The organism is Polyangium fumosum, assembly GCF_005144585.1.
Lineage (GTDB): Bacteria > Myxococcota_A > Polyangia > Polyangiales > Polyangiaceae > Polyangium > Polyangium fumosum.
Genome location: NZ_SSMQ01000001.1, coordinates 27,186 through 39,795, shown reverse-complemented (window position 1 = coordinate 39,795; position 12,610 = coordinate 27,186). Strand labels below are relative to the sequence as shown.

Below are 12,610 nucleotides of genomic sequence, written 5' to 3'. Positions count from 1 at the left end.
GCAGCCATGGCGGCGAGGAAGGCAAACCTCGGGGCGGCGACGACCATGGTGCCGGGAAAAACGGCACCCACCACGGGTCCGCTCGCCCGTATCTTCGGCGTGCGCCACCTCTCGCCGATGGGGGCCTGGCACGTCGAGCGATTCCTCGACGAGGTCGATCCCACGGCCGTGCTCGTCGAAGGCCCGAGCGACGCGACCGACGAGATCGCGCACCTCCTCGACAAACGCACGAAACCCCCGGTCGCACTGCTCGCCTTCACGCAGCAGCGGCCCGTTCGCTCGGTCCTTTTCCCCCTCGCCGCGTATTCGCCCGAGTGGGTGGCGCTCCGCTGGGCGCTCCAGAAAAACCGCGTGGCCCGCTTCATCGACCTCCCCGCTTCGGTCTACCTCGCCCGCAGCGAGCCCGCGCCCGAGCACACGCACGAGGACGAAGCCGAATCCGGCGAGGCGGAGGAAAAACAAGAGACGGACACGCAGCGTTACCTCGGCGATCCCTACGAGGCCATTGCGCAGCTCTCGGGCGATCCGGACCATGACACCTGGTGGGAGCGCCATTTCGAGCATTCGATGGCGCCGGATTCCTATCGCCTGAGCATCTTCGAGCTCGGCCGCGAGCTTCGCGCGCTCGAATACGAGTCGCCGCGGCGTCGCGAGGAAACGCTCGTGCGCGAGGCGTTCATGCGCCGTCGGATCCGCGACACGATCGCCGAGGGGCACGACCCGGACCGGATCGTCGTCATCTGCGGCGCCTATCACGCGCCGGTGCTCGTCGCCGAGGAGCCGGCAATGACGGACGAGGAAATCGAAAAGCTCCCGACGGTGCCGGTCACGCGCACGCTGATGCCGTACAGCTTCTTCCGATTGAGTTCGCAATCGGGATACGGCGCGGGCAACAAGGCGCCCGGGTATTTCCAGGCGCTCTACGAGGAGGCCCAGGAGGGCTCGACGGCGCGGCTCGGGACACGATTCCTCGCGGAGGTCGCGGGCAGGCTGCGCAGAGCGGGCATGGTGCGATCGAGCGCGGAGGTCATCGAGGCCGTGCGGCTCGCCGAGGGCATGGCCTCCTTGCGCGACGCGCACGCGCCGACGCTGCGCGACCTCGAAGACGCAGCCGCGACGTGCCTCGGCCAGGGCGAGCCCCTGAACGTCGCGCGGTTCATCCACGACATCGCGATTGGCGACGCGCTCGGCAAGGTGCCCCCGGGTGTCTTGCGCACGTCGATTCAGGACGATTTTTATCGTTGGGCGAAGGATCTGCGCCTGGAGGAGTACCTCAAGGACAAGGAGCAGATCGTCAAGGGATCGACGAACAAGGATTGGCTCGACCTCCGGCAGGACCGGTTCGCGAAATCGGAGGACGCGGCGTACAGGGATCGCAATCGCTCCATCTTCCTGCACCGCCTCACCGTGCTCGGCATCGGATTCGCAGCGAACAAGACGAGCGCGGAGGACCGGACGCAGAGCACGTACAAAGAAGTATGGGCCGCGCGCTGGACGCCCGATTGCGAGATCCAGCTCGTCGAGAACGCGCTCCGGGGCGACACGATCGAGATCGCGACGGCGCGCTCCATCGGCGAGGCCCTCGAAGCGGTCGAGAACGTGCATGCCGCGGCAAACCTTGCCCGGAGGAGCGTGGAATGCGATCTCTCGGACGCGACGGCGGCGGCGCTCGCCCGCGTCTCGTCGCTCGCCGTCGACGACGGGGATTTCGTGGCCGTCGCGGGGGCCGCCCTCGAATTGAGCCACCTCGTCGCTTACAAGGACGTGCGCAAGATCGACGTCACGCCGCTCGAACCGCTCGTCGCCCAGCTCTTTTTGCGCGGCGCGCTCCTCGCGCCCGAGGCCGCGCGCTGCAACGAGGACGCCTCGCGGAACGTCGGCACCGCGCTCGGGCACCTGCACCGCGTGGGGCTCATGTTCCCTAACAAACTCGACGGCGATCGTTTCGCGAGCGTGCTCGACGCGATCGCCGACGACGATGCCGCCTCGGCGCACGTCGCGGGCGTCGCGAGCGCGATCCTCCTCGAACGTGGCGTCCTCCAGGACGACGTCCTCGACCGCCGGATCTCGCGCCGCCTCTGCCCCGGCATTTCGCCGAGCGAAGGCGCTGGGTTTTTCGAAGGGCTCGCCACACGAAACCGTTATGCCTTGCTCTCGCGCCGTTCGCTCTGGGCTGCCATGAGCGCGTTCGTCGAAGCGATGGACCACGACGATTTCCGGCGCGCCGTCGTCGCGCTCCGTCGCGCATTCGGCTCGTTCGAGACGAGCGAGGCGCGAAAGATCGCGGCGCTTCTCGCGGAGCTTTGGGGCGGCAACGAAAAAGAGCTGCTCCAGGCCATCGAAACCAAGGTGGACGACGCCGAACTCGCGGCCCTCCAGGACGACCTCGGCGATCTGGATCTGGACCTGTAAACACCATGGCCAAAAAGAAGGCGCCTCCCGCCCCCACCCCTTCTGCGACGAACCCACCCGCCGCGCCGGCCGCGCCCGCGGGACCGATGACGTTCGACCGGCCCCAGCGCTGGCGACTCATCCTCGGCAAGCGTGTCGAGGATCAATTGTGCGGCGGCAGGGGCGCGGGCATGGGTGGCCGCGGCGGCGGCGGTCTCCTCACGCGCGAGATGGCGGAAGTGGACGCCGCGCTCGGCGCCCTGTACGACATCGAGGAGATTGACCCTGGGAATGGGAGCGGCAGCAGCAACAAGCGCAGCGCGGGGCTCGGCGCGAGCCGCCCGAAGCTCGCGGCGTGGCTCGGCGATGTGCGCAAGTATTTCGAGCAGGACGTGGTCGCGGTCATTCAGCAGGACGCGATCGAGAAGAAGGGCTGGAAAGAGCTGCTCTTCGAGCCCGAGTCGCTCGCGCAGATCACGCCGAGCGTCGAGCTCGTGGGCACGCTGCTCACGATGAAGGACATGATCCCGGACCGGGCCAAGGACGCCGCGCGCGAGATCGTCCGGGCCGTCGTGGAGGAGATCAAGAAGCGAATGCAAGGCGAGCTCGAACGCGCGGTGCGCGGCGCGCTCGATCGCTCGCGCCACCAGCCCATCCCAAGCCTGCCGAACCTCGATTGGCGGCGTACGATCGGAAAAAACCTCAAGAACTATCAAAAGGAGCGCCGCACGATCGTCCCCGATCGGTTCTTTTTTTTCGCCCGCCAGCACCGGCGGCGGGAGTGGAACGTGATCGTCGCGATGGACCAATCCGGCTCGATGGCGAGCAGCGTCGTCTACGGCGGCGTGATGGGCTCGATCCTGGCGAGCTTGCCGGCGCTCGAAACACACGTGGTGGCATTCGACACGGAGGTCGTGGATCTGACGCCGCGGCTCGTGGATCCGGTGGACCTCCTCTTCGGCATCCAGCTCGGCGGCGGAACGGACATCAACCGAGCCGTCGGGTATTGCCGAGGCCTCGTCTCGAACCCGCGCCGGACGCTCTTCATTCTGCTGACGGACCTTTACGAAGGCGGCGATCAGGAACAGATGGTGAAGCGCATGGAGGAGATGGTCCAGAGCGGCGTGCGCGCGATGTGCCTCCTCGCGCTCGACGATTCGGGGACGCCGATGTACGACGCGGAGCTCGCGAAGAAGCTCGCGAAGCTCGGCGTACCTTGTTTCGCGTGCACGCCGAATGCACTGCCGTCGATGCTGGAGGCAGCGCTCAAGGGGCACGATCTGGAGATGATCGCGCGGCGGTTCGACGCACGAAAGGCAGAGGCGCGCGACGTGTAACTTCGGCGCTCTCCGCGGGTTGCCACGCCGGGTCTCCTCGTGTCATGATGCTTGGGTTCCAAACGAACGTAGAGAGGAGTTCCAATGGCGAAAATCACGATCTACGAGACGTTCACGAAGGCCGACATCGACGCGCTCCTCACGGTCGGCGCGCATCTCGCGCTGGCATTCGATGCATCCCATCCGCACGCCGTGAAGACCGTCCACCTCGAACTCGGCATGCAGATCTCGGCGACGCAGATCGTCGACCTCGAATCGCGGTTCCACTCCACGTACGTCAAGCTCAAGGGCGGGCTGATGCACGGCGAGGGGAAGTACAAGCTCGAAGCGCACCACTTCGAGCAGGACATCGTGGACGCGTCGCCGAAGGCCTACGAGATCAAGAAGAACCGCGCCATCGTCAAGCACGGGAGCGTGGGCGATCTGGTCGCCGATATCGGCTGGTGGTGACGGCGGCGATCACGAGCACGGCCAAGAGCGGCGCGAGCCCCTCCAAAACGATCGTGCCCAGCCAAACCCGCGCCTCCCCCGCGGAGAGTTCTGCGCGAAGGTACGGCCCCACGTCGTCCGAGAACCATTCATCCCCGCCGATCCGATAAACGGCCCACGAGCACGCGAGCACGAAACCGGCCACGCACTGCGTCTTTTTCGCGGAGAGGGCGAGCGCGACCGTGACGGCGAGCGCGACGAGCGTGCAGCCGAGGACGAGCGGCGTCCACGGCGGCGGGACCTTGTCGAGCACCTCCGCCCGCGCCACGCACGGAAAGGCGAGCACGGGCAAACCTGCAGCCCACCGGATCCTTCGAGGCACGAGATCGCTCCTTCGCCGAGAGTATCCTTTTGCGCAGGACCTTCCAAGCGCGAGCGCGCGCCGCTCGCTCGGGCCCCTCGGCGAAGCGAACGAAGCCGCGCCCGCAAACCTTCCACATCCCCCAGGTTGTGCTAGACGGCTGCGCGGACGAGGAGCCCACCCACCATGCCCATCTACCGGCTCGAGATCGAGAACCGGCCGGCCGTTCCGGACGCGCTCGCCACGAAAACCGCGCAGACGCTCTCGGCCTGGCTCGGCCTCTCTCCGGCGCGCATTCGCACGCGCAAGGTATACCTCTGTGATCTCGACATGTCCGAGGCCGAGGCCCACAAGGTCCTCGCCGCCATCGCCGACCCCGTCATCGAGGTCGCGGCCCTCGGCGCCCTGCCCGACGGCGAGCCCGGCGATCCGCCTGTAATCCTGACCGTCTCCTTTTTGCCCGGCGTGACGGACGCGGTCGGCAAGAGCGTCAAGACCGCATGCGAGGACGCGCTCGGGCGCGCGCTCGCGGGCCAGGTGTACACGGGCACGATGTACCTCGTCTGGGGCCTCGGGCGGGCCGACGTCGCGCGCGCCGCGGCCGAGGTCCTGCACAATCCGCTCATCCAGCGCATCCGCATCGACGAGCCGCCGCGCAGGCCCGATCTCGGCGTCCCGCGCGCTGGCGCGACCTCGACGCCGCGGACCGAGATCGTCGCGCTGCGTGGCCTCTCCGACGAGGCGCTCGAACGGCTCTCGCGCGAGCGACTCCTCGCGCTCTCGGTGCCCGAGATGCACGCGACGCGCGCCCATTTCGAGGCGGAGGGCCGCGAGCCGACGGACGCCGAGCTCGAGTGCATCGCGCAGACGTGGAGCGAGCACTGCAAGCACAAGATCTTCAACGCACCGATTGATTACACCGATCCGGAGGGCAATACGCGGCGCATCGAGCGGGGCGTCTTCAAGACGTACGTCGTCGCCGCGACCGAGGATGTGCGCAAGGCCCGCGCGTCGTCCGGGATCGACGGGGACGCGGGCGATTTCCTGGTCTCCGTCTTCAGCGACAACGCGGGCGTCGTGCGATTCACGGACGAATGCCACCTCGTCTACAAGGTCGAGACGCACAACTCGCCCTCGGCGCTCGATCCGTACGGCGGCGCGATGACCGGCATCGTCGGCGTCAACCGCGACAGCTTCGGCTGCGGGCTCGGGGCGGACCTGCTCGCGAACGTGTGGGGGTACTGTTTGGGCAAGCCAAACCATACCGGTACGCTCCCGAAGGGCCTCATGCCCCCGCGGCGCATTCGCGACGGCGTCCATCACGGCGTCATCGACGGCGGCAACCAGTCCGGCATCCCGTACATGCGCGGGTTCGAGCTGTTCGACGACCGGTTCACGGGCAAACCACTCGTCTATTGCGGGACCGTCGCGGCTATGCCCGTCACGACGTCCGGAAGGCCCACGCACGAAAAATTCACTGCGCCCGGGGACCGGATCGTCATGATCGGCGGGCGCGTGGGCAAGGACGGCATTCACGGGGCCACGTTCTCCAGCGTCGAGCTCAATGAGAGCTCGCCCGTGCAGGCGGTGCAGATCGGCGACCCGATCACGCAAAAGATGATGTTCGACATGCTCGCCGAGGCGCGGGATCGGGGCCTCTACAGCGGCATCACGGACAACGGTGCCGGCGGGCTCTCGAGCAGCGTCGGCGAGATGGCCGAGGCCTCCGGCGGCGCAGAGATCGACCTCGCCCGCGTGCCGCTCAAATACCCGGGCCTCGCTCCCTGGGAGATCCTCGTCAGCGAAGCGCAGGAACGAATGACGGTCGCCGTGCCTCCGGACAAACTGGAGGCGTTTTTCGCGCTGGCCGCGCGGCGCGAGGTGGAGGCCACCGAGATCGGCACGTTCACGAATTCGGGGAGGCTCGTCGTGCGGTACGGCGAGGAGAAGGCCTGTGATCTCCAACTCGCATTCCTGCACGGCGGGCTGCCGAAGGTCGTACGCACGGCGCGCTGGAGTCCGCCCGCGCGGGCCTACGCGACCGCCGTGGAGCGGGACAAGGCGCTCGCTGCGCGGCCGATCGGGGACCTCGTGGTATCAATGCTCGCGCAGCCGAACATCCGCAGCGGCGACCGGTACGCACGCCATTACGATCACGAGGTGAAGGGGCTCGCGGTGGTCAAGCCGTTCGTGGGCGTTTTTCGAGACGTACCGGCCACAGCGACGGTCATGCGCGTGCGGCACGGGCGCGACGAGGGCGTGGTGCTCGGCGAGGGGATCCATCCGCATTATAGCGACCTCGACGCGTACGCGATGGCCCTTGCCTGCGCGGACGAGGGCGTGCGGCGTATTCTCTGCGCCGGCGCGCGGATCGATCGCATGGCCGCCCTCGACAATTTCTGCTGGCCCGACCCCATCAAGAGCGCGACGACGCCCGACGGCGAGCACAAGCTCGCGCAGCTCGTACGCGCGTGCGAGGGCCTGTACGAGGCGTGCGTGGCGTATGGGCTACCGCTCATCTCGGGCAAGGACTCGATGAAAAACGACGCCACGATGGGCGGCGTGAAGATCTCGGTACCGCCGACCTTGCTCGTCAGCGTCATCGGGCAAATGAAAGATGTCCGGCGCGCGCTCACGCTTTCGCCGCGCGCCCCGGGTGATGTCGTGTATCTGCTCGGCGAGACCGAGGACATGTGCGGTGAGAGCGAGCTTTCGCGGCTGCTCGGGCTCTCGCTCGAAGGTGTCCCGCGGACAGACCCGAAGCGCTTTGCGGCCCGATATCACGCATTCGCCGCGGCGCACGAGGCGGGCCTCGTCCGATCGGCGCACGTGCTCTCGCGCGGCGGGCTCGCGGTCGCGCTCTCGCACCTGGTCATGGCGAGCGAGCTTGGTTTGTCGATCTCGCTCGATGCCGTGGGCCAGGGGCTCGCCCCGGCGATCGCGCTGTTCAGCGAATCGACGGGGCGCATCTTGCTCACCGCCCGGGCCGAGGACGCCGCCGCGCTCGAAGCACGCCTCGCGCCGCACGCGCTCGTCCGGCTCGGCGCGGTCGAGCCAGGTGTATCGGGCCGGGGGTATGTACGTATTCGCCATGGAGGACAAACGCTCGCCGAGCTCGGCTCGGACGCGCTCCGCCGCGCTTTCCAGGAGGAATCCCATGCCGTCTGAAGTCACGACCAGGCCCGCGCCGAAAGAGGCGCGCGACGTGCGTGTCCTCGTGCTCACGGGCTACGGGCTGAACTGCGAGGCCGAGACGGCCGCCGGGTTTTCCCGCGCGGGCGCGACGGTCGATCTCGTGCACCTGAGCGAGATCCTCGATCGCGGCGCGCGGGCCGACGCGCTCGCGGGGTATCACATCCTCGCGTTCATCGGCGGGTTTTCCTTCGGTGATCACATCCAGAGCGGGCGCGTGTTCGCCAATCGCCTGCGCTTCCGGCTCGGCGAGGCGCTCTGCCGGTTCGTGGACGACGGCGGGCTCGCGCTCGGGGTCTGCAATGGATTCCAGACGCTGGTTTGTCTCGGGCTGCTCCCGGGCGTGAGCCGCGCGCGTGGCACGCCGCTCGCCGCGCAACAAGCGGCGCTCGTGCACAACGACCGGCTCGGGTATTTCGATACCTGGGTGAAGCTCGCCGTGGACACCGAGAGCCCCTGCGTGTGGACGCGCGGCATCGGCCCCACGATCGAGATGCCGAGCCGCCACGGCGAGGGCAAGCTGCTCTTCCTCGACGATTCGCTCCGCGACGAGATCCTCGCCTCGCGCCTCGTGCCGGTGCGGTACGCGGACGCGAGCGGGGCGCCGACGGAGGTCTGGCCGGACAACCCCAACGGTTCGCCGGACGGCGTCGCGGGGCTCTGTGATCCGACGGGGCGCATCTTTGGGCTCATGCCGCACCCCGACGCGTACCTTTACCCGGAAAACCATCCGGATTGGATCCGGCAGCACGACGCGGGGGCGCTCCCGGCCGCGGGCCTCGGCCTCCGCATCTTCGAGAATGGGGTGCGGGCCGCGCTCGCAGGGTAGAACTTCCGCGCAACCTCGCCATTCTCCTTTTGCCGGCCCGGGGGCGTTCGTGCTCTCATGGCCGGGAGGAGAGATTTCGTATGGCGATGCGGCGTGTCCGTGGGCTGTTCTTCGCGGTCGGTTTGTCGGCCCTCGTTTCCTGCGGCGGCGCGGCCGTGCAGACGCCGCCCGAGACCGGCGGCAGGGCGACGTCGGACGTCGCGGTCGTCGCGCCGCCCGCGCCCACCACCGCCCCGGCGCCCGCCAAGGCCGCGGCGCTCGACCCGCCGCAGAAGGTCGACTCGCTCCTCCGCCTCGTGCCACGCGACGCCGTGCTCGTGGCAAACGTTCCGCCACCTGAGAAGGCGCTCGCCGCGATGGATCCGGCCCTCCGGGCGGGGCTCCTGTCCGAGCTTGCGGGCGGTCTCTCGGGCAAACTTAGGCTCGCCCCGGCGCTCGTCGCGGATCTGGTCAAATCATTCGAGGGCGCCGTCGTGTTCGCGGGTCCGGCGACGCCCGACGGTCCGCCCGAGCCGATGGACAGGTTTTGTTATGCGGCCCGAATGAACGACGGGGCGCTCGTGACGAAGGCGCTCGACGCGCTCGGGGCCGAGAAAATGGAGCGGGGTATCTTCGTCGTCCGTTCGCCGAAAGGCCTCGAAGTCATGCACGGAGCGTGGATCGAGGGGTCACGCGCGCTCGTCGGGTGCCTGCGTAAAGAGAACCTCCGTGATGCGTTCGAGGTCGGTCATGGGCGCGCGCCCTCGGTCGAGGGATCGGCGCTGCTCGTCAAGGAGCGCGCGGGGGATCCGTTCGTCGCGGTCGATTTGCATGGAATGGGGGCCGGCACGAAATCGCCGCCCGAGCCGGGCTCGCGTCTCTTCGTCGCGCTCGTGGGACAACCGCAGGGGCTCGGGCTCGACCTGCGATTCTCGGGGTATGGGCCCGATTTTCCGGCGCTCGGCTCGGTGCTCGACGCGGCGCCGCAGGTGCTCATGCCGAAGCTGCCGGAAGGCGCGCTTGCTGCCATCGGTTTGTCGACGGAGCGTTCGTCCGGCAAAACTGTGACGGACGTCCTGGAGGTGGTGCTCGGGCGCTCGATATCGCATGATGGCGCGCAGCGGTTGTTGAAGCGGGAGCTCGGTGACCTCGGGATCGAGCTCGCGGACTTCGAAAAGGCGCTCGGCGGTGAGGTCGTGGTCGGATTGTACCGGGATCCGAAGCAGCCGTTTTCGTTCGACGACGCCAGCGACGATCCTGCGAAGGACATGGCGGCGCTCGTGGTGCTCTCGATCAAGGACGCGTACGCGCAAAAAACGATTTTTTCTACCGCCCAGACAAACGCAAAGGGGAACAAGAAGGTCACGGCCAAAGGGGATTCGTTCACGCGGGATTCGGCCGGTGGCACCGTCGTCCACATCGAATCGCGGCCGGGGTTCGTCGTCCTCGGGCTCGGCAACAAGAAGGTGGCGCTCGACGCCGTGCGCCGGTTCGGGAAGGACCCGAATACATTGGCCACGAATCCGGCATTCCTCACGGCGCGCGCGAAGGAGAAGGCCGCGTCGCATATGCTGCTTTTCTTCGATCCGGCGCTCGCCCGGTTGATCGCCGATCCGACGTCGGGCGCGAAGCCCGGAACGCGGGTCGGGGGCGGCTCGATGCTCTCGCTCGTGCTCTTCCCGAGTGATCGAGGGCTCGAGCTCGCCGCGACCGGGGACGGCGCCGCGGAGCTTCTGGGAATCGGCGCGGCGCTCGCGGTGAACGGCGTCCGGCGGTATACGGCGAGCGCGAAAGCGGTGGAGGCCAGGAGCACGGTGAGCATGCTGGCGCGCGCGGCCGTGGCCGCGTACGAACGCGAACAGGTCGACGCAAAGCCGGGGACACACAGGTTGTGCAAATCGGCGACGCCGGTGCCGAGTGTCGTGCCCCGGGACACGACGTATCTGCCCTCGGGGAAACCGGGGCAGGATTTCGAGCAGGGCGATACGACCTCGGGCTGGCGTTGCCTCCAGGTCTCGCTCGTGCAGCCGATCCGGTACCAGTACGAATACCGTGCGGGTGGGAACTACAAAGGGCCGAAGCGCGGCGGGCCCGATCCGGGCAAGGACGGGTTCGAAGTCTCGGCCGAGGGCGACCTCGACGGCGACGGCAAGACGAGCCTGTTCACCATGACTGGAAAGATTCAAAATGGGACGGTCGTCCTGTCCACACAGATGTTCCTATCGGATCAGCTCGAATGACGTGATTTTCGGCTTTACGCCGCGCGTCATCGTTGCTCGGGACAGACACGGCGCGCCAAGGCGTCACTCACGCTTGCGCTCGGCGCCCAATCAACGTACGCCTCCATATTCGTATCCTTGCCTCGGCATCGCGTCCCGAAGGCTCCCACGCTCCCACCCCGGAAACGAAGAAGGGTTCAAGCCATGAGACGTCTGCTTTGTCTGCTGATGTTCGCGCCCGTGCTTTCTGCCTCCGCCATGCTCTCCGGCTGCGGCAGCGATGAAGGCTCCGGCGAGGGGGACGCCACGCTGATTCCCGGTGAAGCGGCCGGTAGCCCGACCGCTGGTATGCACCCTTATCAGCCCCATTTCGACGCCGCCGCGAAGGAGTTCTCCGTCCCGGCCTCGCTCCTCGTGGCGATCGGATACGCCGAGACGCAGCTCTATCATGTGCCCGGTGATACCTCCGAATTCGACGGTGTCCCGGCTGCGTATGGCGTGATGGCTCTGCGCGGCGATGCGCTCGCGAAAGGCGCGTCGCTCGTGGGCTTGAGCGAGGAGGAGGTCCAATCGGAGCCCGAGGCCAACATCCGCGCGGCGGCGGCGCTGCTCGACGCGCACGCGGAGGAGATGGGCCTCGACCGCGCGGACATCGGCGCGTGGGCGCCCGCAGTGGCGGCGTACTTCAACCATCCGAGCCTCGACGCGCAGGCGCATTTCGTCCATGACGAGGTCTACCGCCACCTGCGTGAGGGCATCGCGGCGCCCGAGGACAGCGGGATCGATGAAATCCTGGCGGCGAACCCGGAGGCCACGCCGAAGTTCCCGAAGCCCCAGTTCGTGGGCAAGGGCGGGCCCGCAAACGCCGTGTATTCCGGCTCCATCTGGCGTCCGGCGCCGTCGTCGAACTACACGTCGGGCCGCGGCGGGAAAAAGGCCGAGCTGCTCGTCATCCACACCTGCGCCGGCACGTACGCGGGATGCTGGGGCTGGCTGACGACGCCATACCCGACGAACCCCAACAAGACGAGCGCGCATTACGTCGTCAACGAGAGCGGCAGCGAGATTTCGGCGCTCGTCGACGAGGTGAACACGGCGCACCACGTCGGCGCGTCGTGGAATGGCCTGCCCACGAACCCGCGCTCGGTCGGCATCGAGCACGGCGGGTATCCGTACACCAGCGCGAACCCGTGGAAAGAGGGGCAGATCGCGGCCTCCGCCAAGCTCTCCTGCGATATCGTGAAGCGGCAGAACATCATCCGCGACCGGCAGCACATCATCGGCCATTACCAGCCGGATCCGGTGAACCGCGCGAACGACCCGGGCACCGGTTTCCCCTGGGCCGATTACATGAACCGCATCAACACCTGCGTCGATGGCGGCGGCGGCGGCGGCAGCACGACCATCACGGTCGACAGCAACAACGCGAACAACAACAGCGCGGTGGCCCGCATCGTGGCGCCCTCGGCGAACTGGACATCGTCCACGAACGTGTCCGGGTATTACGGTACGGGGTATTATGCCGCGCCCACGGCGGCGATCTCCGACGGCGCGACGTTCGAGTTCTACCTGGCCGCGGCGGGCTCGAAGCAGGTCTACGCGTGGTGGACCTCGGCCTCCGACCGGTCGACGACGACGCCCTTCGTGATGTTCAACGCGAGCGGCACGAACCTCGGCTCGGTGAGCAAGAACCAGCAGACGGGCGGCGGCGCATGGCAGCTCCTCGGCACGTACAACTTCACGGCCGGCTGGAACAAGGTCGTCGTCTCGCGCTGGACGACGACCGGCTATCAAGTCATCGCCGACGCCGTGCAGATCCGCTGAACCCCTCTCCAAGGCCCGCGGCGTCACGCGCGCCGCGGGCCCTTTCCAA

The 12,610-nt window shown here is 67.8% G+C and carries 8 protein-coding genes; 7 read left to right on the top strand and 1 reads right to left on the bottom strand.

The window, feature by feature from the left end:
* Positions 1-6: 6 nt before the first annotated feature.
* The 3 genes from E8A74_RS00145 to E8A74_RS00135 all read left to right on the top strand — a co-directional run bounded on the left by E8A74_RS00145 (position 7) and on the right by E8A74_RS00135 (position 4,178).
* Entirely contained in the window at positions 7-2,412 is a 2,406-nt protein-coding gene (locus tag E8A74_RS00145; RefSeq protein WP_136926827.1) for a DUF5682 family protein, read from the top strand.
* A 5-nt stretch (positions 2,413-2,417) separates the two neighbouring features.
* Positions 2,418-3,728 carry a VWA domain-containing protein gene (locus tag E8A74_RS00140; RefSeq protein ID WP_211365253.1) on the top strand — a complete coding sequence of 437 codons (1,311 nt, stop codon included), beginning with the start codon at positions 2,418-2,420 and terminating at the stop codon, positions 3,726-3,728.
* Positions 3,729-3,812: 84 nt separating this feature from the next.
* Entirely contained in the window at positions 3,813-4,178 is a 366-nt protein-coding gene (locus E8A74_RS00135) for a hypothetical protein (RefSeq protein ID WP_136926826.1), read from the top strand.
* Here E8A74_RS00135 and E8A74_RS00130 read toward each other — a convergent pair.
* Positions 4,129-4,539 (bottom strand): hypothetical protein, encoded by a 411-nt coding sequence (locus E8A74_RS00130; protein ID WP_136926825.1) that lies wholly within the window; start codon positions 4,537-4,539, stop codon positions 4,129-4,131. The genes E8A74_RS00135 and E8A74_RS00130 overlap by 50 nt on opposite strands.
* A gap of 165 nt (positions 4,540-4,704) precedes the next feature.
* On the opposite strand from E8A74_RS00130, the gene E8A74_RS00125 reads away from it, so the two are divergent.
* The 4 genes from E8A74_RS00125 (at position 4,705) to E8A74_RS00110 (ending at position 12,561) form a co-directional block, all read left to right on the top strand.
* Positions 4,705-7,686, top strand: coding sequence for an AIR synthase-related protein (locus E8A74_RS00125; RefSeq protein ID WP_136926824.1), 2,982 nt, complete (start codon positions 4,705-4,707; stop codon positions 7,684-7,686).
* Positions 7,676-8,539, top strand: a complete 864-nt coding sequence (locus tag E8A74_RS00120; protein ID WP_170228757.1) for a phosphoribosylformylglycinamidine synthase subunit PurQ — start codon at positions 7,676-7,678, stop codon at positions 8,537-8,539. The genes E8A74_RS00125 and E8A74_RS00120 overlap by 11 nt, the downstream gene beginning before the upstream one ends.
* A gap of 80 nt (positions 8,540-8,619) precedes the next feature.
* Complete coding sequence (locus E8A74_RS00115) at positions 8,620-10,758, top strand: hypothetical protein (RefSeq protein ID WP_136926822.1); 2,139 nt, start codon at positions 8,620-8,622, stop codon at positions 10,756-10,758.
* 183 nt (positions 10,759-10,941) lie between these two features.
* Positions 10,942-12,561, top strand: a complete 1,620-nt coding sequence (locus E8A74_RS00110; RefSeq protein WP_232379290.1) for a golvesin C-terminal-like domain-containing protein — start codon at positions 10,942-10,944, stop codon at positions 12,559-12,561.
* Positions 12,562-12,610 lie beyond the last annotated feature (49 nt).

What these genes read in the sequence shown, in the direction of transcription:
- E8A74_RS00145 (WP_136926827.1), top strand. Translation starts at nt 7, where the DNA reads ATGGCGGCGAGGAAGGCAAACCTCGGGGCGGCGACGACCATGGTGCCG.
- E8A74_RS00140 (WP_211365253.1), top strand. Translation starts at nt 2,418, where the DNA reads ATGGCCAAAAAGAAGGCGCCTCCCGCCCCCACCCCTTCTGCGACGAAC.
- E8A74_RS00135 (WP_136926826.1), top strand. Translation starts at nt 3,813, where the DNA reads ATGGCGAAAATCACGATCTACGAGACGTTCACGAAGGCCGACATCGAC.
- E8A74_RS00125 (WP_136926824.1), top strand. Translation starts at nt 4,705, where the DNA reads ATGCCCATCTACCGGCTCGAGATCGAGAACCGGCCGGCCGTTCCGGAC.
- E8A74_RS00120 (WP_170228757.1), top strand. Translation starts at nt 7,676, where the DNA reads ATGCCGTCTGAAGTCACGACCAGGCCCGCGCCGAAAGAGGCGCGCGAC.
- E8A74_RS00115 (WP_136926822.1), top strand. Translation starts at nt 8,620, where the DNA reads ATGGCGATGCGGCGTGTCCGTGGGCTGTTCTTCGCGGTCGGTTTGTCG.
- E8A74_RS00110 (WP_232379290.1), top strand. Translation starts at nt 10,942, where the DNA reads ATGAGACGTCTGCTTTGTCTGCTGATGTTCGCGCCCGTGCTTTCTGCC.